Origin of the sequence: Marinobacter mobilis (assembly GCF_900106945.1) — a bacterium.
In the GTDB taxonomy this organism is placed as follows: domain Bacteria; phylum Pseudomonadota; class Gammaproteobacteria; order Pseudomonadales; family Oleiphilaceae; genus Marinobacter; species Marinobacter mobilis.
In genome coordinates, this window is the sequence record NZ_FNNE01000003.1 from 406,329 (window position 1) to 427,985 (window position 21,657).

Consider the following 21,657-nt stretch of genomic DNA (forward strand, 5'->3'; position numbering starts at 1 on the left):
CAGCGTCGTGCCAGAATAGGCACAAGAACAGTTGAAAAGCCGTTTTGTCCTTTCACATAGGTAGTTTAGGACGACCACCATGACCTCGCGCACCGAGCGCATACTTATTATCGATCCGGACAACGATGCCCGGCAGGAACTGGATCGTTACCTGGAATCCAAGGGTTTTTACGTGTTTGGTTACCCGGATTTCCAGGCCGCTCGAGCCCTGTTTGATGATCAGCCACCTGACGCCATTTTTGCCGATCTGCCGCCCGACGACATTCATGATTTGTGTGAGAAGCTCGACGGGGAAGACGCGTTCATACCGCTCATCGCGTACTCCCATACCAGCGATGCCTGTGAGGTTGTTGCTGCGCTGCGGGCCGGGGCCGAAGACGTCGTTCTCAAGCCGTTGTCAGAAAAAAGCAAAATCGATGACGTACTTGGCAAACTGTTTGACCGGGTGCGGGTCAATCGCCTGAACCAGCTTTATCGACAGGAGCTGGAGGAGGCGAACAGTGACCTCCGGGCCGGCATCTCCGAATTACGGGCGGACCAGCGGGCAGGCCGGAAAGTTCAGCTCAAGATGCTGCCCGATCACGAACGGGAGCTGGGCGGGCTCACCGTCGACCATCTCATCAAACCCTCGCTGTATCTGAGCGGCGACTTTCTGGATTATTTCCGGATCTCAAGTGACCAGACCCTTGTCTACATTGCGGATGTGTCTGGCCATGGCGCCAGTTCGGCGTTTGTTACCGTACTCCTGAAAAACCTGACAAATCGCCTGAAACGTAACCTTCGACGTGGTTCCAGTGACGACATCCTGTTTCCTGAACGCTTCCTGCAACGAATAAACACTGAATTACTGGATACCGGGCTGGGCAAACACGTTACGGTGTTTGTAGGCATTATCAATGAGCAGACTCATACCCTGAAATATGCGGTAGGTGCACATTTCCCGATGCCAATCCTCTCAATTGAAGGGGAGCCGCCCATGTTCCTGGAAGGGAACGGGCTGCCAGTTGGACTGTTCAAGGATCCAGAATGGGAAGTGTACGAAATCCGTCTCAATGGGCCATTTCAGCTATTTCTGTTCTCCGATGGGATTCTTGAAGTTATAAAAGCCAAATCTTTGGCAAAAAAGGAAGAGAGATTACTTGAACTCGTGTCGGGAGGTCGTCACACTATCGCCTCTTTGAGCGATGCCCTGAATCTCGATGAGATCACAGAGCTACCTGACGATATTGCTATTGTATCTGTAACCGATACGGTAAAAACAAGCGACCAGTCCGGGGAGTAATCATCCGCAGGCGGTCCCGAGTCGAAATAGTGGCAGTGTAGATGATGGCAGGCTACAAGATTCTGCAAGCTGAAAAGCAGGGCATTTATGTCCTCAAGTTTATCGGCGAAATCCGTCTGAACCTCTGCTCAACGCTGGACAATCTGGTTGAGTCCATCACCCAGGATCCACAATTCAAGACGGTCGTGATCGACCTGACTGAAACTGAGGTCATCGACAGCACCACGCTCGGTTTACTGGCAAAAATTGCAATGGCCGCTCAACAACAGAGCCATTTCATGCCGACCCTGATTTCCACCAATCCTGATATCACCCGCATTATTCTCTCAATGGGCTTCGACAAGATTTTTATCATTGTCCGAGAACCCGCCTCCCGTATAGAAGAACTCGAAGAAATACCGGTACTGCGTGCCAGCGAACAGCAGGTCCGCGACAAAGTACTCGAAGCCCATCGCGTGTTAATGGGCCTCAATAGCAAGAACCGTGAAGAGTTCAAGAATCTTGTTCGTGCCCTGGAATGTGAAGAGCACGGTTAATTGATTCGGGCGGATTGTTGCGCCTGACATTTTTACGCTTGAGCACACTCGTATCGAGCGATATGCAGATGGATAGTTTATGCCTCATACGAAGAACCCCACCGACAAAGCGGTAAAACAAAAAGAACAGGTCGCAGTACTGGGCGGCGGTAGTTTCGGCACAGCGATCACCAAGGTGCTGGCTGAGAACGGCCATACCGTGCACTTCTGGATGAGGAGCCCGGAACAGGTCAGGGAGGTGGCGGAAACGCGGTGCAATAGCCGCTATATGCCCGGCGTGGAACTTGCCGGGGACATTCGCCCTACCACTGACTTTGCCGCGGCGATTTCGCAGTCAGAAACGGTGTTTGTGGCAATTCCGAGCAAGGCTTTTCGAAATGTGATTCGTGAACACGCAGATGAATTTCACGATGGCCAGATTGTGATCAGCCTGACCAAGGGCATCGAACGTGAAGGATTCAAGCTGATGAGCGAAATCCTTCAGGAAGAGATTCCGCGCACCCGGATTGGGGTGTTGAGCGGTCCCAATCTTGCCGGCGAGATTGTTCAGCGTGAGCTGACGGCAACCGTAATCGCGGCCAAAGATCCTGATGTTCGCCGCACGGTCCAGAACCTGCTCGGTTGCGAGTATTTTCGTGTGTACGCCAACGTTGATATCTACGGTGTTGAATTGGCCGGGGCGCTCAAGAACATCTACGCCATTGTTGCCGGCCTGGCGTCGGCGCTGGAACTCGGTGAAAACGCCAAGTCCATGCTGATTACCCGCAGCCTTGCAGAAATGAGCCGGTTTGCGGTCAGCCTGGGCGCAAACCCGATGACGTTCATGGGACTGGCGGGGGTGGGTGATCTGGTGGTTACCTGTACATCGCCCAAGAGCCGGAACTTCCGTGTCGGCTACGCGGTTGGCAAAGGCCAGCAACTCGACGATGCGGTCGAAGAACTGGGGCAGGTCGCCGAAGGCATCTATACCCTGCAACTGGTCAAGGAGCGGTCCGAAGATACTGGTATTTACATGCCGCTCGTTCGGGGGCTGCATGAAATCCTGTATGGTGGCGCGTCCATCAAGGCAGTGATCAGCGGCCTCATGATGGCAGCGCAGAATTCGGACGTGGAGTTCATTCTCCCAAGAACACTGACTTACTGATTGGCAGGAGCAGGCCTGTTATGAATCTGGTGATCATGCGTCACGGCGAGGCAGGATGGCACACCCTGGATCAGCAGCGCGAGCTCACCGATGCGGGCCGGCTGGCAACGGCGGCGGTTGCGCGTCAGCTGGCGGATTCGTCCTGGCGCCCGACACTGATCTGGAGCAGCCCCCTGATCCGGGCGCACCAGACCGCAACCATTGTGTCTGAAATTCTCAATTGTCCGGTGCAGGAAAAGCCCTTCCTGACACCGGATGACGATCCCGGCCTTAGTCTGGACACCCTTATCCTCGAGTCAGAAAAGAACCTGATGATCGTCTCCCACATGCCGTTGGTTGGTTCGCTTTCCACCCTGCTGGTTGACGGTCACCGCCACGGCATACCGTTTATGACCAGCCAGGCGATACTGCTCGACATGCCTATCGTTGGTCCCGGCTGTGCCGACCTCCGTGATCAGTACCTACCGTAGAACTAACCAATGAATGCTTTTCCTATCCGTTATATCGAGCCTGTTTTTCGACCTCCAAGTGAAGCGAAGTCTTTGATACTTCCCGTCACTAACGGGTGCTCCTGGAACAAATGCACTTTCTGCGAGATGTACACCCAGCCCCAGAAAAAGTTCCGGGCCAGAAAAGACGACGATATCCGTCAGGATATAGCCAGCGCCGCGAGTGCCTTTGGTGGGCAGGTAAGCCGGGTCTTTCTTGCGGACGGCGATGCCATGGTCCTGCCGACGCGCAGACTGCTGGCGATTCTGGCTGAGCTGAAATCGACATTCCCGGCATTGCGGCGGGTTTCCAGCTACTGCCTCCCGCGTAATGTTGCCCGCAAGACCGTTGATGAGCTGGCTGAGCTGCGGGAGGCGGGGCTTGAAATTCTTTATGTTGGCATGGAATCTGGCGATGACGAGGTATTGCGCCGAGTCAACAAGGGGGAGAGCTACGAGTCTACCCGCTCGGCACTGACCAAGATTCATGCAGCCGGGCTGACCAGCTCCGTAATGGTGCTCAACGGGCTCGGCGGGGAAGCTCTATCGGAACAGCATGCGGTGAACACTGCGCGGCTGTGCAATGAAACTCAGCCCCACTTTCTGTCGACGCTGGTCGTGAGTTTCCCCCAGGGAGAGGCGCGTTTTCGCGAAGGGTTTGGGAGTGATTTCGAGCCCTTGTCCCAGCAGGGGCTGTTTCGGGAGATTCGCCAGTTCCTGGATAACCTTGAACTGACCAAGACAGTGTTTCGCAGCGACCATGCCTCGAACTATCTTGTGCTCAAAGGCACGCTTGGTCGTGACAAGTCGCGCTTGCTCGAAGAGGTGGATTTTGCGATTGCGAACCCTGGCGTGGCGCCTTTGCGTCCGGAATGGATGCGGGGCCTTTAGGGTTACGCCAAACCACATGAATTTTACGTGAGAACCGATCTATGACTACGGATCCGAGCAAGATCGAGGCCCAGGTCAAGGGCGCGCAAACCGAAGACAAAGGTCTGCCGCCGCTGGATAAATGGCACCCGGAGTTGTCAGGTGACATCGCCATCCGCATTCAGCGGGATGGCGTCTGGCTCTACAACGGCGAACCGCTTAAGCGTGATTCGATTGCCCGATTGTTTTCAACCATCCTGCGACGGGAAGATGACGGCGAATATTACCTGGTAACGCCCGTTGAGAAGTGGCGCATTGACGTTGAAGACGCTCCGCTGCTCGCACATTCTCTCGAAGTGGAGCAGGTGGGCGGTGATGACCAGTTGCTGCGGGTCACCACCAATATGGGAGAAACCCTCATCATTAATGCGGAGCACCCGCTCAGTGTCGGCGCCTATGAAGGCACTGACGAACCCCGGCCAGTTATCGCCGTCCGCCACGGGCTCGAGGCGAGACTGGTGACCTCTGCGTTTTATGATCTCGCGAACTACGTTGAGGAACGCCGGGAAGAAGGGCGGGGCGTATTGGGTGTATCCAGCGCCGGGCTTTATTTCCCCCTGGGCTGAAAAAGCCTTGAAATCCCACGCACCGCCCCCACGTACTACGGTAGAAAATGCAGTCTGACCCTTGTTAGACTGTGCGTTCGGTTTTGTTGGTGAGCCCCGGCTCATGGCAAGGCGTTATGGTCGTTAGTCCCTCTGTTCAGTCCGACTGTTCACGATCACTTTCGATTGCACAATTACTCTTAACAGTCTTAGTGACAAGCAAGGAGATCTCATGGCACAACCTCGCGTTGTAACCATCCATTACACTCTTACTAACGATCAGGGTGAAGAGCTCGATTCCTCCCGTGTAGAGGGGCGTGAGCCGCTGTCATACCTCGAAGGTGCCCAGAACATCATCAACGGTCTGGAAAGTGCGCTGAACGAGAAAGCCGCTGGCGATCAGCTCAAGGTTTCTGTTGCTCCAGCCGATGGTTACGGCGAAGTCAACGAAGAATTGATTCAACCGGTTCCCCGCAATGCCTTTGAAGGTGTTGATACGATTGAGCCGGGCATGCAGTTCCAGGCACAGACTCCGGGCGGCCCTCAAATCGTACGGGTTGTTGAAGTGAGCGAAGAGACTGTGACCATTGACGCGAACCATCCGCTGGCAGGTCAGACTCTGCATTTCGACGTTGAAGTTGTCGAAGTGCGCGAAGCGAGCGAGGAAGAGCAAGAGCACGGTCACGTGCACTGAGCGATCCTCAGCTTCAGTAAAAGCGGCTCCATGTGAGCCGTTTTTTTATGCGCAAAAAAACGGCCCCGAAGGACCGTTTTTGGTATTCCGAACTTACATGTTCGGATAGTTGGGGCCGCCGCCGCCTTCCGGAGTAACCCAGGTAATGTTCTGGGCAGGGTCCTTGATGTCGCAGGTCTTGCAGTGCACGCAGTTCTGGGCGTTGATCTGGAAGCGCTTGCCGCTACCGTCGTCCGCATCGACCACTTCGTACACGCCCGCCGGGCAGTATCGCTGGGCCGGCTCATCGAACTTCGGCAGGTTCTCCTGCAGCGGAATGTCCGGATTGGTCAGCTTCAGGTGAACCGGCTGATCTTCCTCGTGGTTGGTGTTGGAAATGAACACCGAGGACAGACGATCGAAGGTCAGAGTGTTATCCGGCTTCGGATAGCTGATCTTCTTGCACTCAGACGCAGGCTTCATGGCCGCGTAGTCGGGCAGGGTATCGTGCAGGGTGATTGGCAGGCTCCGACGCAGGATGTTCTGCTCGATGAAAGCTACCGCACCGCCAACAACGTTACCGAACTTGTGCATGGCCGGACCGAAGTTGCGCTCGTCGTAGAGCTCTTTGTACAGCCAGCTGTCCTTGAAGCGGTCAGCAAAGCTGGTGATTTCTTCGCCGCTCTTGCCTTCCTTCAGGGCTGCGAAAACAGCTTCAGCACCGAGGATGCCCGACTTCATGGCGGTGTGGGAACCCTTGATCTTGGAGAAGTTCAGGGTGCCGGCGTCACAGCCCAGCAGCAGGCCGCCCGGGAAGCTCATCTTCGGAAGGGAGTTGAAGCCGCCTTTGGTGATCGCACGCGCGCCGTAGGCTACGCGCTTGCCACCTTCAAGGTACTTCTTGATTTCCGGGTGGTGCTTCAGGCGCTGCATTTCCTCAAACGGGCTGAGGTGAGGGTTGCTGTAGGAGAGATCTGTAATCAGACCCACGTACACCTGGCCATTTTCAAGGTGGTAGAGGAAAGATCCACCGGTAGAGCCGGACTCGTTCAGCGGCCAGCCTGTGGTGTGAACAACCAGACCTGGCTCGTGCTTGGCTGGGTCGATGTCCCACAGTTCCTTGATGCCGATGCCGTAATGCTGGGGATCTTTACCTTCATCCAGCTTGTACTGGCTGATCAGCTGCTTGCCAAGATGGCCGCGGCAGCCTTCAGTGAAGAGTGTGTACTTGGCGCGCAGTTCCATGCCAGGCATGTAGCTGTCTTTCTGGCTGCCATCGCGGGCAACGCCCATGTCGCCGGTGATGATGCCCTTGACCTGACCGTCTTCGACGATGGTCTCGGCAGCAGCAAAGCCCGGGTAAACTTCGACGCCCAGCGCTTCAGCCTGTTCGCCCAGCCAGCGGCAGAGGTTGCCCAGGCTGATGATGTAGTTACCGTGGTTGTGCATGTTCTTGGGCACAAACGCGTTAGGGATCTTGGTCGCGTTTTCCGGGCCCTTGAGCAGGAAGATGTCGTCCCGGGTCACCGGCGTATTCAGCGGTGCGCCTTTTTCTTTCCAGTCCGGGAACAGCTCATTGAGGGCAGTAGGCTCAAATACGGTACCGGCCAGAATGTGGGCGCCGATTTCGGAACCTTTCTCTACAACACATACGGTCAGCTCTTCGCCGGCTTCTTGTGCCAACTGCATTACCCGGCAAGCTGCTGAAAGGCCAGCAGGCCCACCGCCGACGATCAGAACATCAAATTCCATCGATTCGCGTTCCACGTTGGTCTCCTCAAACTTCACAGTGGATATAAGGACTTCGACGCTGATCGCTCAGCCGGCCCGGCTTTTGTTCGCGCCGGTGCAACAGAGCAATCTCTGACTAAAGGCGAAGAAAAATCCTGTCTCTCTCATTTATATGGCCCGGGTCGAAACATGACCTTGGGCGTTAAGCGACCAGATTGGCCAACTCAGGGGGCGACATAATACCGGACAACGCCGCATTAAACGACTCCCGAAGGGCAGATTTACTGACCCTATGGCCCGTAAGGATATAACAATCCAGGAATCAAACAAACGTTTGTTTGAATTTTCCTTTCCGCTTTGGCATTGTTGGTGGGTCCAACACTTTAATGACGCCGTAGGATAACTTCGTCAGGTGTTGGGTGAGCAAAGCCTGACAGTGTATGTGCCTGCGTATTAAGGAAGGACGTGGCCGACACATTGCGCGCGCACGTGTAAAGTGAGTCGTTTTTTAGTATCGTCTCACCCGCGGTGCCCGGTCGGGAAGCCAGCGATTGACCTTTATGCGGTTCAGCTGTGTCACTGGCGACTATTGACCCGTCCGTGCTTTGCATTCAGTATTATGGCGCCCCGACAGTTAGTCAGCGCGAAAATGCTGTTTGAACGATCGACGACGGCCCCGGCACCTGTGCCCAGCCAGCCCGTCGATACGACAGGAATCAAGAATATTCCGTTTGCTGCCCCGTTGCGTGGCAGCCGGTGAGTATTTCTGATTGCGAGTCATAAACCCATCGTAGAAGAACGAGGAATCTATGAAGGTTCTGGTCGCTGTAAAACGAGTTATCGACTACAACGTAAAGGTGCGCGTCAAGCCGGACAACACCGGCGTTGATCTTGCCAATGTCAAAATGGCGATGAACCCTTTCTGCGAAATCGCTGTTGAAGAAGCGGTTCGTCTCAAAGAGAAAGGCGTCGCGAGCGAAATCGTCGTGGTTTCCATTGGTCCTAAAACTGCCCAGGAGCAAATTCGTACTGCTCTGGCTCTGGGTGCTGACCGTGGTATCCACATCGAAACAGATGAAGAGGTTCAATCTCTCGAAGCGGCCAAGCTGCTCAAGTCTGTTGTCGAAAAGGAAGAGCCGAAGCTGGTTATCCTTGGCAAGCAGTCCATCGATTCCGACAACAACCAGACTGGCCAGATGCTGGCAGCACTGACCGGTATGGGTCAGGGCACCTTCGCTTCTGAAGTGGTTGTTGAAGGCGACAAGGTAAACGTAACCCGTGAGGTTGACGGCGGTCTGATGACTGTTGGCCTGAACCTGCCTGCGGTTGTGACTACCGACCTTCGTCTGAACGAGCCTCGTTACGCTTCTCTGCCGAACATCATGAAGGCTAAGAAAAAGCCGCTCGAGTCTATCAGCCCGGCCGATCTGGGTGTTGATATTGCACCGCGCCTGTCCACCCTGAAAGTTGAAGCACCGGCTGCACGCCAGGCGGGCATCAAGGTGGCTGACGTTGCGGAGCTGGTTGCTAAACTGAAGAACGAAGCGAAGGTGATCTAAATGAGCATCCTTGTCATTGCTGAACACGACAACAGCAGCCTGAAGCAGGCCACTCAGAGCGTAGTTACCGCGGCCAAGGCCATCGGTGGCGACGTCGACGTACTGGTTGCAGGCGAAGGTTGTGGCGCAGTTGCTGAAGCTGCCGCAAAAATCGAAGGCGTTAGCAAGGTTCTGGTAGCTGACAACGCTGCCTACGGTCACTTCCTGGCTGAGAACCTGTCTGAGCTGGTTGCTGAAGCCGGTAAAGGCTACAGCCACATTCTGGCTGCTGCCGGCACCACTGGCAAAGACTTCCTGCCGCGCGTTGCCGCACTGCTGGACGTTGCCCAGATTTCCGACATCATCCGCGTTGAATCCGAAGATACCTTCGTTCGTCCGATCTATGCCGGTAACGCGATCGCGACCGTCAAGAGCAGCGACAGCATCAAGGTCATCACCGTTCGTCCGACTGCGTTTGATGCAGCGGCTGCTGAAGGTGGCTCTGCCGCTGTTGAAGCCCTGGACATCGTGAAGGACGCAGGTCTGTCCACCTTCGTTGGTGAAGAGAAGGCCGTGTCTGATCGTCCTGATCTGGCCAGCGCCGGTATCGTTATTTCCGGTGGTCGTGGCATGCAGAACGGCGACAACTTCAAAATGCTGGAGCAGGTTGCTGACGTACTGGGCGCAGCGGTTGGCGCTTCCCGCGCTGCTGTTGACGCTGGTTTCGTACCGAACGACATGCAGGTTGGTCAGACCGGTAAAATCGTTGCTCCGCAGCTGTACATCGCTGTTGGTATCTCCGGTGCCATCCAGCACCTCGCGGGTATGTCTGACTCCAAGGTGATCGTTGCGATCAACAAGGATGAAGAAGCCCCGATCTTCCAGGTTGCCGATTACGGCCTGGTCGCGGATCTGTTCGAAGCAGTTCCGCAGCTGGAAGAAGAGCTGAAGAAAGTCATCTAAGACTGACTTCATCGAAAAAGGGTGCCTTAGGGCACCCTTTTTTGTCCGTGGCAGACAGAATTTAAAGCGAGCGTTCAGTCAGGCTTGTTCTCGCCCTTGCGGTCTTTCGGGCCAGCCTGCCGTTCGGAAATTATGTCAGCTACTACGTGCAGAGCCCGGTTAGTGGTGCGCACAGCCTTATAGAAGGTGCGGGTTGATTCATCGTGAACCTCCCTCGCTTTCTTCGCTTTTGCCTTTAACTCTTCGGAGCGGGAATAGCGATCAACCAGATCAAACGTTACGCCGGTAATGGTTCGGTGAATAGCCTCTACCGCGGTGGTGCCTTCGCGAACAGAGTCCTCCATCAGGGTTTTGCGGTTTCGGAGCTCCAGACGATCCATGCGTCGCTTCTGGACGTCATTGGCCCGTCGCGCCTGGATAGCCAGGTATCTGCGCATAGCCAGCTGGTTCTGATAGAAAGTCAAAACGGATGCCCCAAGCAAGCCTGCACAGGCGAGTGAGAGCAGGGCGACTGCGATGTTCGTTATCATCGTCAAACCTCACCGGTATTCAATTTTCATTTCAACGTCGATTTCCCGCTGCTCCATTTCCTGAGCGACCTCCTGCATGACCCGCTGGTACACCATCTTGGTGACCATCACCGGGAGGCGATCCGCGACCACACGGGCGGAGCGGGACTCCCGCTTCGCAACAAGAATGGGGTCCAGTACTTTTACGGTCAGCATCATCTCGGGCTCAAAGTCCCGAAATCGATTGTTTTCCTGCTCCAGGGCCTCAGCCAGGGCCTTTTGGTGTTGAAGCAATGCCCAATACAGATAGCCGCTGACACCCGTTAGAACCAGAAGCGCAATAATTGCCAGATAAACCACGTTATTTCCCTCTATGCACCAGGAATGAATCTGTATTTACCAAGTGTGCAGCAGTGGGGCAGCGAATCGATTGGCCGTTGAGACAGCGGGTTGTGCGGAAAGATGTTAGTTTGGGCCAACTGCAAACAGTTGCACACCGGTCAGATTCCACTCACACTCTACGAAGTCTGGCCGGATAAAAAGGACTGTCATGATTTGGCTAAAAGCATTTGTAAGCGGATTTCTTGCAACCCTCATTTTCCACCAGGGACTCTTCACGCTTCTTCACCTGGCTGGCGCGGTACCGGTTGAACCGTTCAATTTTGATGCTGTACCTCCCTTTGGAATTCCTTCGGTCGTCTCTCTGTCGCTGTTCGGCGGGCTTTGGGGGATGCTGCTGTGGGCATTGTTGCGCCAGGTTCGCGGCTTCGGATTCTGGGCGCTCGCGATAGTGGTGGGCGCCATTGCGCCCACGGCCGTCGCAATGCTGGTTGTATTCCCTCTGAAGGGGCTCGAAGTCACCCAGACAACCTGGCTTGGCGGGCTGTTACTGAATGCCTTCTGGGGGCTGGGTGTCGCTCTATTTATGACCATCATGGGCACAGCAAAAGACAAAATTAACTAATAACAGGGATTATCCATGGAACATCGTGAATACGATCTGGTGGTGTTTGGTGCAACCAGTTTCGTTGGGAAGATACTGTGTCGTTATCTTGTGGATCAGTACGGCACAGGTGCCGATCTTAAATGGGCGATTGCCGGTCGATCCGAAGCTAAGCTTGGCGCGCTGAAGCGTGAGTTGGGTGAGGCTGCTCTGCCGATGATTGTGGCAGACGCAGATGATATCGCCGGACTTAACGCCATGTGTCTGCAAACCCGTGTTGTGATTTCCACCGTAGGTCCTTACGCCCTGTTCGGTGAGACACTGGTTCAGGCGTGCGTGCAAACCGGAACTGACTACTGCGACCTTACCGGTGAAGTGCAGTGGATCCGACAGATGATCGTTCGGTACGAGGATCAGGCTCGGTCAAGCGGCGCCCGAATAGTGCACTGCTGTGGTTTCGACTCCATTCCGTCCGACTTGGGCGTATGGTTTCTGCAGAACGAAGCGACCAAGGACTTCGGTGAGCCCTGCAACCAGGTCAGCATGAGGGTCAAGGCTGCGCGTGGCGGGCTCTCCGGCGGCACCGTCGCCAGCCTGATCAACGTCACCAAAGAAGCGGCAAGCAACCCGCAGTTACGCAAGGAGCTGGCAAATCCCTTCTCTCTGGCCCCGGCGGGACACAAGTCGAGCAAGCGGCAGCCGAATGTAAAGGGCGCCCAGTACGACCCTGACTTCGGTGTTTGGCTCGCACCGTTCATGATGGCTCCCATCAACGTGCGGATTGTTCACCGCTCCAATGCGCTACAGGGGACACCCTACGGTCAGGAATTCCTGTACGACGAGGCGATGATGACGGGCAAGGGCCTGAAAGGGCGACTGGCGGCACTCGGCATTACTGCCGGATTGGGTGGTTTCATTGCCGGGGCAGCGATAAAGCCGACCCGCTGGATACTGGAACGATTTGTGGTGCCGAAGCCTGGGGAAGGTCCTAGCCCTGAATCCCAGAAAAGCGGGTTCTACGATCTTCGTTTTATCGGTCAAACTGCCGACGGCAGGACCCTCCGTACAAAAGTTACCGGTGATCGTGACCCAGGCTATGGCTCAACCGCCAAGATGCTGGGCGAAGCCGGCGTTTGCCTGGCGCGGGATGTTCGCAACACGGATCGGGCAGGGGGTTTCTGGACGCCAGCTTCAATCTTTGGCGAAACACTGGTTGAGCGCCTGAAAACCAATGCCGGCCTGACCTTCGATCGTATCGACTAAGCCTATATGCCCTGGGGTGGACTAAGCTCGACCAACCGGTCCGTCCCAGGCAGAGCGCTGGCATCATGCGCCAGCACCAACACAGCCTTGTCCGCAAGCAGATCACGCATCTTTCCTGAGATGACCCGCGCCGTTGGCGCATCTACACCGGTGAAGGGCTCGTCGAGAATGGTGAGTGGGGCCTCCCGAAGCAGGGTGCGGGCCAGGACTATCCTGCGGGCCTCACCCCCGGACAGCTGACTGCCAATGCCACCAAGCCAGCCGTCCAGCTGCCCTGGCAACTGCATGATCCGCTCGGTGAGCTGCACAACCTCCAACATTTGCCACAGCAGGTGGTCATCGATCATCCGGCCGTCAGGAATCAGGTTGTTGCGAACCGTATTGTTGAACAGAACCGTCCGTTGCTGAAGGTATGCCATTCTCGAGAGTGAAGCTGACCGCTCAACCGAGCCCTGGTCTGGCGTAATCAGTCCCGCGGCGAGGTCTGCGAGAGTGGACTTTCCGCAGCCGGATACCCCGGTGATCCCAAGCCATTCACCTGACCGCACCTCTAGCCGGGGCACCTCCAGAATGACCACATGTTCGCTGGACCGGACGGTTACGTTGCTAAAGCACATAAGCGCATCGTGACTCAGTGGTTCCTGCTGCGCCCCCGGCGGATCCATTGGTGGATTGGCGCCAGGGCCATGAGCGAGAAGACTGAGTCGCCGGGCTGCAGCCTGGGTACTGCCAAGAACGCCGAAGGCATCCGGAAGCACTGTGTAGACCTCGACCATCGCCAGAAGCATCAACGGATACAACACCACTACCGGCCCACTGAGTTGTGCGGACTCATACAGACCCAAACCAAGCCATAATGCGGTGATCACCGCTAGGTTAATGCATACGCCTGCCAATGCCCGATGCCAGACCGTGTTTCTCTCCATCCGGCTCTGCTCACTGGCAGACTGGGCTGAACGTCTGGCCAGATCATTGTGAGACTGGAGCAATACCCCAGCGGCGGTAAGTTCGGCTTGCCCCAGCAACTGATCAATCACTCGCTCGCGCAGCTCATTCTGGGCAGCAATCCGGCGATGAGCGGTTGCGCGGTTTCGCCAGTGCAGAAGCACCGTGGATATCAGCAGTGCTGCACCAAGTAGGACCCCCGTCGCCAGCGCGAGTTGAGCGGAATAACCGAGCCAGGCGACGAGCACGAGCGCGGCCGTCAGCCCGAGCCCGAGCGCCGTAGGGGCAATCAGCCGGAGATAGAGCGTATCCATGGCATCGAGATCGGAGGTAAGCCGGCTGAGCCAGTCTGCACTCTTGATACGCTGGCGCTGACTTCCCGGTTGCGACGCCAGGTTACGGAATAGCCTGACTCTGAGCAGCGCAAGCAGGCGCAGCACGGTGTCGTGGTTATAGACCCGCTCAAGGTAACGACCGACAGTGCGGGTAACGGCGAACAGCCGAATGCCGCCACCAGGCACGTAGATGTTAAGCGTCGCCGGGAGCCCCGCAGCCAGTAGCAGGCCGGCCACTGCGGTGGCGGTAATAAACCACCCTGACAACGCCAGGAGCCCGAGCCCTGAGAGTAACGTCAGCAGTATTAGGAGGGCGCCGATCAGGAGCCGGCGTCGCTCTGAGAAGATCAGCTTCAGCCAGGGCAAAAGGTCAGCCATCGTGGAGGCCTCCGTTTTTCACGGTGATCACCCGATCGGCGATGGCCAGCAGCGAGTCGTGGTGCGTCGCGACAACCAGGGTCTTACCCGATGTTTTCAGTAGCCTCAGCCCTTCGATGAGGTATTGTTGGCTGGCGAGATCAAGCCCGGCGGTTGGCTCGTCCAGCAGGACCAGCTCATAGTCTGCAAGGAAGATTCTTGCCAACGCCAGGCGACGGGCCTGACCACCGGAAAGGCCCTGGCCCAGTTCTGTAATCGGGCTGTCTATGCCCTCAGGGCGCTGGCTGACCAGCGCTGCAAGTCCGACTGCATTAAGGGCTGCCCGGATATCGTCATCGTTTGCCGCGGGGGCCACCATCCGCAGGTTGTCTGCCCAACTGCCGTGCAAAATAAAGGGGGACTGGCCTAACCAGCCAAACGGGACCGATCCGGGGGCCTTACCGAACACCGATACGGAACCGGACTGAGGCACGACAAATCCGGCCATCACATTGAGCAGGGTGGTTTTGCCACCACCGGATGGCCCATGAAGTGCGAGACACTCGCCGCGGGGCAGTGACAGTGAAACGTTATCGAGAATCGCCCGTGTGGACGGATAAACCACAGTGACCTTGTTGACCTCAAGGGCACGCGTATCGGAGGCGTCTGCCACCACGGTATCGGGAGCCTGGGCTGTGTTGGCGGTGGCGTTCGCTTCCAGTCGGGCCATCAGTAATTCTGCCGCCCCCAGGGCTGCTGCCCGGTCATGATAATGCAGTGCGAGTTGGCGCAGTGGCTGGAAGAATTCCGGCGCCAGCATGAGTATGAACAGGCCGGAAAACAGCGTCAGTTTTTCGGCCGGGCCGTAATCAATGTACCCCAGCAGCCCGAAGCCGATGTAGATCGCGACCACCGCGATCGCCACCGAGGAGAAAAACTCCAGGACGGCGGATGAGAGGAAAGCGACCTTCAGGGTTTTCATGGTGACGGTCCGATAACGATCCGATGAGTGCTCAAGTTCTTGGGAAGCGCGATCGGTGGCGTCAAACAGCTGAAGTGTGGTCAACCCACGAACCTTATCCAGAAACTGACCCGATAACCGCCCAACCAGCTCGAAATGCTGCTGATTCAGTTTTTCCGCACCCATGCCCACGAGCGCCATGAACAGCGGGATCAGGGGGGCGGACAAAAGCAGGAAGAGGGCGGCCAGCCAGTCCAGGGACCCGACAACCAACAGAACCGACAGGGGCACAATCACACACAGAGCCATCTGTGGCAGAAAGTGGGCAACGTAGCCGTGCAGAGCGTCTACCTGCTCAAGCCATTCGCTGGCCAGACTCGCGGGGGATTCGTGCTTCAGCTGCTGGGGCCCTGCCTCACGCCAGGCGGAAAGCAGCTGGCTTCGGACCCCGACGCGGACCTGTTCACTGGCCGCATTCGCGAACTGCCCCTGCAGACCCTGAGCGAGCCCCCGCACCAGGATTGAGAAAACGAGGGGCGCGAGCCATACCGCGAGGGAATCAAGGCGGGCCCCAGCGATAACCGACCGGTGGGCGATATACGCGATCAGCCCCATCTGGACAATAGTGGCAAGGCCACTCAGGGCGCCGAAAGCCACGGTAAGGGATAGGGAGCGGCGATGACCCCGAGTCAGGCCCGACAGCCATCGCCTGGCATGGCCTGTGTTAGTGGTAGCCGGCACCAGCCTTAACCTTGCCGCGGAAAACCCAGTAGGTCCAGGCGGTGTACACCAGGACAATCGGAATAACAAACAGCAGGCCGAGCAGCAGGAATAGCTGAGAGTTATATGCTGAGGCAGCATCCCACAGGGTGTAATTGGGTGGAACCACGTATGGCCAGCGGCTCACCAGCAAGCTCAGGTAGGTACTGATAAACAGGCCCATGGTTGCCACAAACGGCATCGCCTCAGACCGATTGCGCACCGACCGCCAGATTTGCCACGCAAACAGCAGGGTGAGCAGTGGCAGTACCCAGATAATACTGATACCGGAGAACCAGCGTTCCAGAACCTGTTCATCGACAAACGGCGTCCACAAACTGATCACACCGAAGATCACCAGAACGGCGAGCAACAAGGGCGTGGCAAGCTTGTAAGCCCAGGCTTGCAGCTCACCCTCGGTTTTCAGGATCAGCCAGGTGACCCCGAGCAGAGCGTAGCCCGCGAGCATGCCGAGCCCGGTGACCACCGTAAACGGCGTCAACCAGTCCAGTGCGCCCCCCACATAAACGCCATTGGCGGTTTCAAACCCCTGTATATAGGAGCCGACCACCGCGCCCTGAGCAAACGCCGCAATGGTTGATCCGCCCGCGAAGGCCCAGTTCCACAGGTACTTTGATGTTCTCGCCTTGAAGCGAAACTCAAACGCGACGCCGCGGAAAATAAGACCCGCGAGAAGCAGGAACACGCCAATATAAAGGGCCGGCAGGAGAATGCTGTACACCAACGGAAAGGCTGCCAGCAGGCCAGCGCCTCCGAGCACCAGCCAGGTTTCATTGCCGTCCCACACCGGTGCCACGGAATTCATCATCGTGTCCCGCGCCTCTTCGTCGGGAGCAAACGGAAACAGGATGCCGACGCCGAGGTCGAAACCATCCATCAGAACGTACATGATGACCCCAAAACCAATAATGAACGCCCAGATCAGGGCCAGATCAAACGGTTGCATGGTCAGTGACCTCCCTGGTTGGCGGGGTTGGTGCCGGCTTCGCCGATTTCAAACGGTACGTGGGCAGCGGACAGAGGCCGGGCCGGACGATCGCTTTCGTCAATGTCTTCGTCTTCAGCACCCTCGAGACCCACGTACAGCACGCGCATCAGGTAATAGACCCCGGCAGTGAAGACCATGGCGTACACCACGATGTAGCCGATCAATGTGAACAGTGCCATGGCACCAGTGAGTGACGGCGTTACCGACTCGGCCTGGGTCATGATGCCGTATACCAGCCATGGTGCCCGGCCAACCTCTGTTACAAACCACCCGGTCAACACGGCAAGGAACGGTGCGATGCTCATGGCGCGCAGACCCTGCAGGTACCAGCCCGTTCGCCAGAACCGATCGCCCGCGCGCAGCACCAGTCCGGTCACGGCAAACAGGATCATCAGCATGCCCATACCCACCATGATCCGAAAACTCCAGAACACGATAGCGACCGGAGGTTGTTCTTCCGGAGCCACCTCATTGAGGCCTTTCAGCTCACCGTGCCAGTCATGAGTAAGGATTAAGCTGGCGAGGTTAGGAATGCCAATTTCCAGATGATTGGTCTGGTTTTCCTGATCTGGAATGGCAAACAGCAACAAGGGCACATCTCCGGACGTTTCCCAATGTCCCTCCATTGCCGCAACCTTCATGGGTTGGTGCTCAAGGGTGCTCAGGCCGTGGAAATCACCCACAACAGCCTGAGCTGGAGCGATAAACAGCAACAGCCAAAGACACATAGACAGCGCCTTCTTATTGGCTTCAACCTCGCGACCGCGGAGCAGGTACCAGGCACTGACCCCCGCGACCACAAAGCTGCCGGTAAGAAACGAGGCCAGCGCCATGTGCAGGAACCGGAACGGGAAGGAGGGGTTAAAGATGGCGTCGCTCCAGGAGATGACATGGAACATGCCATCCCGGAGCTCTACCCCGGCCGGCGTCTGCATCCAGCTGTTTGCTGCCAGAATCCAGAACGAAGAGATAAAGGTACCGGTGGCAACCAGGATCGCTGACGCCAGGTGGGCTCCGGGAGGAACCTTGTCCCGCCCGAACAGCAATACGCCCAGGAAGGCGGCTTCAAGGAAGAAGGCGGTGATTACCTCATAGCTGAGGATCGGCCCGAGGAAATTCGCCGAGGCCTGCGCAAAGTTGCTCCAGTTGGTACCGAACTGGAAGGACATGACAATCCCGGACACAACGCCCATGCCGAAAACCACAGCAAACACCTTGGTCCAGAAGGTAGAGAGTTTTAACCAGACCGGGTTGCGGGTTTTAAACGCCAGCCCTTCAAGGACAGCGATAAAAGATGCCAGACCAATGGTAAACACCGGAAAGATGGCATGGAAGGACACTACAAACGCGAACTGAATGCGCGATAGTAACAGGGGATCCAAATCCACAGGAACCTCCACTGGAGAGATTTGATACTGTGTTAACGACCCTTTTAACAGCGAAAGGTCACCATATAAACAACAGGTATAATCTTATTCCTAAAAGTTTTTTGCAATGACTCGCATCAAATTTAACACTGGCTGATCATAAAATGACCGTGCTAACAGGCAGTTATCTTCTTCGCGCCACCATTATGGGATAAAGAATGAAGTTTTACGACGAGCGAATCCTACCGATTCTGATTGATAAAGCCTGTTCTGTCGGGCAGGTCATGAAGCTGCGCAGCCAGGTCGTGCCCCAGTGCGAAGGGGTCGTGCTCGAAGTGGGCATGGGGTCCGGCATCAACCTGGAGTTCTATGACCCGGACAAGGTGTCGCTGGTCTATGGCCTTGAGCCGTCGGAAGGCATGCGGAAGAAGGCGGAGCCTCAGCTTGCGAAATCGCCGGTCAGGGTGGAGTTACTGGACCTCCCGGGCGAGAAGATCCCTCTGGATGACAACTCCGTCGACACCATACTACTTACCTTTACCCTGTGTACCATCCCGGACTGGTCTGCAGCACTCGGGCAAATGCTGAGGGTGCTCAAGCCCGGCGGCCAACTGCTGTTTCTTGAGCATGGACAATCACCGGATGCATCGGTGCATAAATGGCAAGACAGGATCACCCCGGCCTGGAAGAAACTCGCCGGCGGCTGCCACCTTAATCGCCCGATTGCCAACCTGATTGCCGGCTCCGGCTTTATCGTCGATGAGGTCGTGAACCTGTACATGCCAAAAGCACCGAAAATAGCGGGCTACATCTATAAAGGCGTCGCTCACAAACCTGCGGCCTGACGCACCAAATTCACCCAAAGCCGGGGGCAGGGCAAGGCTCGCAATTGCGTTAACGGCCAAGGCCTTATACAATCCTGCCCCTCATTTCCTTCCGATATTGCCCGGATGGTGAAATTGGTAGACACAAGAGACTTAAAATCTCTCGGCCGCAAGGCCGTGCCGGTTCGATTCCGGCTCCGGGCACCATTAAACTCCGACAGTTAAAGAACCTCGTCCATATTTTCAGATTGCGTCAAATATAAATACTCAAAAGCAAGCCTCAAGCCAGCTCAGCCCGACAAATGAAAGACGTTAAGTTCTTAACCACTTTCACATTCTGCTCCCAGAACACTCTACGAAGCGCCGCTTAACCGCTAAACTTGCTGAACGGATTGCCGTGTAGGCGGCAACCACTCAACTCTTAAAAAAGGATGTTTTGATGGTTTTTATGCACATTCGCACGTTCGTTGGCTTTGTTTGCCTGTTTCTGTCCGCGTCATTAATGGCATCGGAGAACAGTGATGCCATTAATGAGCTGATGGATAAGTCCGGCTTAACGGAGCAGGTTGCGAGCATTCCGTTGTCGATGAAGCAGGGCATGTCGATGGCGCAGGGCCAGAGCCAGGCCATTCCGGATCCGGTGTTTCAGGCCATGTTGCGGAGTGCGGATGGCGCGTTTGTTGCGGAAGACATTCTGCAATCGCTCAGGGAGGCGCTCGTGGCTTCACTGACACCGACTCAGGTAGATGAGCTGCTCGACTGGTATAACTCACCCCTCGGGATCGAGATTACCGAAGCCGAGAAGGCCGCAACTGGGGGAGATGCTCAGCAGGAAATGATGGCACAGGCCAAGAAGCTGCTTGGCGACCAGCAACGGGTCAAGTTCGCCAGTCGTCTGGACAAATTGTTTGGTGCGACGGACATGGTGATGGATCTTCAGCAATACACCAGCATGGCGGTTTTCTCGGCGATCATGATGACCCAGCAGCCCGGCATCGCGGTCGACCTGTCGGCGTTTGGCGAGCAAATCAGCCAGCAGATTGAGGCATCGCGCCCGATGGTTGAGCAGGGCATTCTGCTGTCGCTGCTGCATTCCTATCAGGGTATTGAGATGGACAAACTTAATGCCTACGAGAACTTTTTGCAGGAGCCTGGGACCCGCCAATTCAATGGCGTGGTCATGGGCAGCCTGAATCGTTCACTGGAACAGGGCATTGAAGCGTTTGCGCGCAACCTGGCGGAACTGATCGAAAGCAATATTCAGCAAAGCTGACACTCGGGCCGGGTCACCACTCGACCCGGTCACCGACTGAAATACCGTGGGCTTCAAAGAAGCCCTGATTAACTTCCAGGGCTGAGCGGTAGCGAACGCCCGCCGGGTAGACCGGGCAGGTGGGCTGATCAATACACGGCTCCATCTGCTTGATCGATGCGATAACACCGTTTTCGTCCAGATAGGCAATGTCCAGAGGGATAATGGTGTTCTGCATCCAGAAGCCAAAACTGCCGCTGCGGGAAATCTCATAAACGAACAGCATCCCGGCATCCCAATCCATGTAATACCTTCCCATCAGCCCCTGCCGGCGTTCGCCGGGGGTGTCTGCGATTTCAGCCGTCAGCGGGACGACGTGATCTCCCGACACAATCTGAACGACTTTCTTCTCAAGCTCCGGAGAGGGCGGAACATTGACGACGGGCCGATGAGTGCAGGCGCTGACGACGAGTAACGCCAGCGCCAGAAGCAGCCAGGGACGGATCGATTGGAAGGGGGTGCCAGCATGTTTCATGAGCGCAGCCGATAGCCAGTTTTGAAGATCCACCAGATCGCGATCATGCAACCCAGCATAAACAGCAGTGTCATCGCGACACTGATGCCAACATGTATATCAGAGACTCCGTAAAAGGCCCAACGGAAACCACTGATAAGGTAAACCACCGGGTTGAACAGGGTGATGGTCTGCCAGATTTCAGGCAGCATATCGATGGAGTAGAACGTTCCGCCAAGGAACACCAGCGGCGTGACAATCATCAGCGGCACGATCTGCAGCTTCTCAAAGCCATCCGCCCAGACGCCGATAATAAACCCGAACAGGCTGAACGTGATTGAGGTCAGCACCAGGAAAGACACCATCCACACGGGATGGAGCACGGTGTAGTCGACAAAAATACGGGCGGTCAACAGAATGATGGTGCCCAGGATAACGGATTTGGTGGCCGCTGCGCCCACGTAGCCCAGCACCACTTCAACGTAGGAGACCGGTGCTGAAAGGACCTCGTAGATGGTGCCTGAAAACTTGGGCATGTATATGCCAAATGAGGCGTTTGAGATGCTTTGCATCAACAGGGACAACATCACCAGCCCGGGAATGATAAAAGCCCCATAGCTGATGCCGTCGATGTCGCCCATCCGACTGCCAATGGCAGAGCCAAAGACCACAAAGTACAGGGAAGTGGATATCACCGGCGAGGCGATGCTTTGCATCAGGGTCCGCCACATCCTGGCCATTTCAAAGCGATAGATTGCTTTGACTCCGTATAGATTCATTCCTGTCTCC

Annotated in this window: 22 protein-coding genes and 1 tRNA gene; 14 read left to right on the plus strand and 9 right to left on the minus strand. The window is 56.2% G+C overall.

The annotated features are described in order from the left end of the window. Window positions 1-79 precede the first annotated feature (79 nt). The 7 genes from BLV11_RS06725 (at window position 80) to BLV11_RS06755 (ending at window position 5,619) form a co-directional block, all read left to right on the plus strand. A complete protein-coding gene (locus BLV11_RS06725; RefSeq protein WP_091812189.1) occupies window positions 80-1,282 on the plus strand; it encodes a PP2C family protein-serine/threonine phosphatase in 1,203 nt (400 codons plus the stop codon). Between the two features lie 44 nt (window positions 1,283-1,326). Beyond that, on the plus strand, window positions 1,327-1,818 hold the full coding sequence (locus tag BLV11_RS06730; protein ID WP_091812262.1) for an STAS domain-containing protein: 492 nt from the start codon (window positions 1,327-1,329) through the stop codon (window positions 1,816-1,818). Window positions 1,819-1,897: 79 nt separating this feature from the next. Further along, a complete protein-coding gene (locus tag BLV11_RS06735) occupies window positions 1,898-2,962 on the plus strand; it encodes an NAD(P)H-dependent glycerol-3-phosphate dehydrogenase (protein WP_091812190.1) in 1,065 nt (354 codons plus the stop codon). Window positions 2,963-2,982: 20 nt separating this feature from the next. After that, window positions 2,983-3,432: a SixA phosphatase family protein gene (locus tag BLV11_RS06740; RefSeq protein ID WP_091812191.1), complete on the plus strand. Its 450-nt coding sequence runs from the start codon at window positions 2,983-2,985 to the stop codon at window positions 3,430-3,432. A 9-nt stretch (window positions 3,433-3,441) separates the two neighbouring features. Further along, complete coding sequence (locus BLV11_RS06745; RefSeq protein WP_091812192.1) at window positions 3,442-4,341, plus strand: radical SAM protein; 900 nt, start codon at window positions 3,442-3,444, stop codon at window positions 4,339-4,341. A gap of 41 nt (window positions 4,342-4,382) precedes the next feature. Continuing rightward, window positions 4,383-4,946: a DUF1285 domain-containing protein gene (locus tag BLV11_RS06750; RefSeq protein WP_091812193.1), complete on the plus strand. Its 564-nt coding sequence runs from the start codon at window positions 4,383-4,385 to the stop codon at window positions 4,944-4,946. A 211-nt stretch (window positions 4,947-5,157) separates the two neighbouring features. Continuing rightward, the gene (locus BLV11_RS06755; protein ID WP_091812194.1) at window positions 5,158-5,619 is read left to right on the plus strand and encodes an FKBP-type peptidyl-prolyl cis-trans isomerase; all 462 of its coding nucleotides are present in this window, start codon (window positions 5,158-5,160) and stop codon (window positions 5,617-5,619) included. A 93-nt stretch (window positions 5,620-5,712) separates the two neighbouring features. Here the strand turns inward: BLV11_RS06755 and BLV11_RS06760 are convergent, their stop codons facing one another. Next, a complete protein-coding gene (locus BLV11_RS06760; protein WP_091812263.1) occupies window positions 5,713-7,365 on the minus strand; it encodes an electron transfer flavoprotein-ubiquinone oxidoreductase in 1,653 nt (550 codons plus the stop codon). 773 nt (window positions 7,366-8,138) lie between these two features. Here BLV11_RS06760 and BLV11_RS06765 point away from each other — a divergent pair. Continuing rightward, window positions 8,139-8,888 carry an electron transfer flavoprotein subunit beta/FixA family protein gene (locus tag BLV11_RS06765; protein WP_091812195.1) on the plus strand — a complete coding sequence of 250 codons (750 nt, stop codon included), beginning with the start codon at window positions 8,139-8,141 and terminating at the stop codon, window positions 8,886-8,888. Further along, window positions 8,889-9,830 carry an electron transfer flavoprotein subunit alpha/FixB family protein gene (locus BLV11_RS06770; RefSeq protein ID WP_091812196.1) on the plus strand — a complete coding sequence of 314 codons (942 nt, stop codon included), beginning with the start codon at window positions 8,889-8,891 and terminating at the stop codon, window positions 9,828-9,830. It begins immediately after the preceding gene. A gap of 74 nt (window positions 9,831-9,904) precedes the next feature. Here the strand turns inward: BLV11_RS06770 and BLV11_RS06775 are convergent, their stop codons facing one another. Continuing rightward, the gene (locus BLV11_RS06775) at window positions 9,905-10,360 is read right to left on the minus strand and encodes a hypothetical protein (protein WP_091812197.1); all 456 of its coding nucleotides are present in this window, start codon (window positions 10,358-10,360) and stop codon (window positions 9,905-9,907) included. A gap of 9 nt (window positions 10,361-10,369) precedes the next feature. Continuing rightward, window positions 10,370-10,699, minus strand: coding sequence for a hypothetical protein (locus BLV11_RS06780; RefSeq protein WP_091812198.1), 330 nt, complete (start codon window positions 10,697-10,699; stop codon window positions 10,370-10,372). Between the two features lie 190 nt (window positions 10,700-10,889). Here BLV11_RS06780 and BLV11_RS06785 point away from each other — a divergent pair, with 190 nt between their 5' ends. Together BLV11_RS06785 and BLV11_RS06790 are read left to right on the plus strand one after the other, a co-directional pair. Continuing rightward, complete coding sequence (locus BLV11_RS06785; RefSeq protein WP_091812199.1) at window positions 10,890-11,303, plus strand: hypothetical protein; 414 nt, start codon at window positions 10,890-10,892, stop codon at window positions 11,301-11,303. 15 nt (window positions 11,304-11,318) lie between these two features. Further along, window positions 11,319-12,545 (plus strand): saccharopine dehydrogenase family protein, encoded by a 1,227-nt coding sequence (locus BLV11_RS06790; RefSeq protein ID WP_091812200.1) that lies wholly within the window; start codon window positions 11,319-11,321, stop codon window positions 12,543-12,545. 2 nt (window positions 12,546-12,547) lie between these two features. On the opposite strand, the gene BLV11_RS06795 is transcribed toward BLV11_RS06790, so the two are convergent. Genes BLV11_RS06795 through BLV11_RS06810 form a run of 4 tightly spaced genes read right to left on the minus strand, consistent with a single transcriptional unit; the run spans window position 12,548 to window position 18,299 of the window. Further along, the gene (locus BLV11_RS06795; RefSeq protein WP_091812201.1) at window positions 12,548-14,203 is read right to left on the minus strand and encodes an amino acid ABC transporter ATP-binding/permease protein; all 1,656 of its coding nucleotides are present in this window, start codon (window positions 14,201-14,203) and stop codon (window positions 12,548-12,550) included. Then, the gene (gene cydD / locus BLV11_RS06800) at window positions 14,196-15,884 is read right to left on the minus strand and encodes a thiol reductant ABC exporter subunit CydD (RefSeq protein ID WP_091812202.1); all 1,689 of its coding nucleotides are present in this window, start codon (window positions 15,882-15,884) and stop codon (window positions 14,196-14,198) included. The genes BLV11_RS06795 and cydD overlap by 8 nt, the downstream gene beginning before the upstream one ends. Beyond that, window positions 15,868-16,869 (minus strand): cytochrome d ubiquinol oxidase subunit II, encoded by a 1,002-nt coding sequence (gene cydB / locus BLV11_RS06805; protein ID WP_091812203.1) that lies wholly within the window; start codon window positions 16,867-16,869, stop codon window positions 15,868-15,870. The genes cydD and cydB overlap by 17 nt, the downstream gene beginning before the upstream one ends. Window positions 16,870-16,871: 2 nt before the next feature. Next, the gene (locus BLV11_RS06810) at window positions 16,872-18,299 is read right to left on the minus strand and encodes a cytochrome ubiquinol oxidase subunit I (protein ID WP_091812204.1); all 1,428 of its coding nucleotides are present in this window, start codon (window positions 18,297-18,299) and stop codon (window positions 16,872-16,874) included. A 197-nt stretch (window positions 18,300-18,496) separates the two neighbouring features. On the opposite strand from BLV11_RS06810, the gene BLV11_RS06815 reads away from it, so the two are divergent. The 3 genes from BLV11_RS06815 to BLV11_RS06825 all read left to right on the plus strand — a co-directional run bounded on the left by BLV11_RS06815 (window position 18,497) and on the right by BLV11_RS06825 (window position 20,375). Then, on the plus strand, window positions 18,497-19,123 hold the full coding sequence (locus tag BLV11_RS06815) for a class I SAM-dependent methyltransferase (RefSeq protein WP_091812205.1): 627 nt from the start codon (window positions 18,497-18,499) through the stop codon (window positions 19,121-19,123). 99 nt (window positions 19,124-19,222) lie between these two features. Continuing rightward, window positions 19,223-19,309, plus strand: a tRNA-Leu gene (locus BLV11_RS06820). Between the two features lie 232 nt (window positions 19,310-19,541). Next, complete coding sequence (locus BLV11_RS06825; RefSeq protein ID WP_091812206.1) at window positions 19,542-20,375, plus strand: DUF2059 domain-containing protein; 834 nt, start codon at window positions 19,542-19,544, stop codon at window positions 20,373-20,375. 13 nt (window positions 20,376-20,388) lie between these two features. Here the strand turns inward: BLV11_RS06825 and BLV11_RS06830 are convergent, their stop codons facing one another. Together BLV11_RS06830 and BLV11_RS06835 are read right to left on the minus strand one after the other, a co-directional pair. Then, window positions 20,389-20,889, minus strand: coding sequence for a DUF192 domain-containing protein (locus BLV11_RS06830; RefSeq protein ID WP_091812207.1), 501 nt, complete (start codon window positions 20,887-20,889; stop codon window positions 20,389-20,391). Further along, window positions 20,886-21,647, minus strand: a complete 762-nt coding sequence (locus BLV11_RS06835) for an ABC transporter permease (RefSeq protein ID WP_091812208.1) — start codon at window positions 21,645-21,647, stop codon at window positions 20,886-20,888. The genes BLV11_RS06830 and BLV11_RS06835 overlap by 4 nt, the downstream gene beginning before the upstream one ends. Between the last annotated feature and the right edge of the window lie 10 nt (window positions 21,648-21,657).

Coding starts and splice junctions, on each gene's coding strand:
- BLV11_RS06815 (WP_091812205.1), top strand. CDS start 18,497: ATGAAGTTTTACGACGAGCGAATCCTACCGATTCTGATTGATAAAGCC.
- BLV11_RS06790 (WP_091812200.1), top strand. CDS start 11,319: ATGGAACATCGTGAATACGATCTGGTGGTGTTTGGTGCAACCAGTTTC.
- BLV11_RS06770 (WP_091812196.1), top strand. CDS start 8,889: ATGAGCATCCTTGTCATTGCTGAACACGACAACAGCAGCCTGAAGCAG.
- BLV11_RS06825 (WP_091812206.1), top strand. CDS start 19,542: ATGGTTTTTATGCACATTCGCACGTTCGTTGGCTTTGTTTGCCTGTTT.
- BLV11_RS06725 (WP_091812189.1), top strand. CDS start 80: ATGACCTCGCGCACCGAGCGCATACTTATTATCGATCCGGACAACGAT.
- cydB (WP_091812203.1), bottom strand. CDS start 16,869: ATGCAACCGTTTGATCTGGCCCTGATCTGGGCGTTCATTATTGGTTTT.
- BLV11_RS06775 (WP_091812197.1), bottom strand. CDS start 10,360: ATGATAACGAACATCGCAGTCGCCCTGCTCTCACTCGCCTGTGCAGGC.
- BLV11_RS06750 (WP_091812193.1), top strand. CDS start 4,383: ATGACTACGGATCCGAGCAAGATCGAGGCCCAGGTCAAGGGCGCGCAA.
- BLV11_RS06730 (WP_091812262.1), top strand. CDS start 1,327: ATGGCAGGCTACAAGATTCTGCAAGCTGAAAAGCAGGGCATTTATGTC.
- BLV11_RS06745 (WP_091812192.1), top strand. CDS start 3,442: ATGAATGCTTTTCCTATCCGTTATATCGAGCCTGTTTTTCGACCTCCA.
- BLV11_RS06835 (WP_091812208.1), bottom strand. CDS start 21,647: ATGAATCTATACGGAGTCAAAGCAATCTATCGCTTTGAAATGGCCAGG.
- BLV11_RS06740 (WP_091812191.1), top strand. CDS start 2,983: ATGAATCTGGTGATCATGCGTCACGGCGAGGCAGGATGGCACACCCTG.
- BLV11_RS06755 (WP_091812194.1), top strand. CDS start 5,158: ATGGCACAACCTCGCGTTGTAACCATCCATTACACTCTTACTAACGAT.
- BLV11_RS06830 (WP_091812207.1), bottom strand. CDS start 20,889: ATGAAACATGCTGGCACCCCCTTCCAATCGATCCGTCCCTGGCTGCTT.
- BLV11_RS06765 (WP_091812195.1), top strand. CDS start 8,139: ATGAAGGTTCTGGTCGCTGTAAAACGAGTTATCGACTACAACGTAAAG.
- BLV11_RS06735 (WP_091812190.1), top strand. CDS start 1,898: ATGCCTCATACGAAGAACCCCACCGACAAAGCGGTAAAACAAAAAGAA.
- BLV11_RS06795 (WP_091812201.1), bottom strand. CDS start 14,203: ATGGCTGACCTTTTGCCCTGGCTGAAGCTGATCTTCTCAGAGCGACGC.
- BLV11_RS06785 (WP_091812199.1), top strand. CDS start 10,890: ATGATTTGGCTAAAAGCATTTGTAAGCGGATTTCTTGCAACCCTCATT.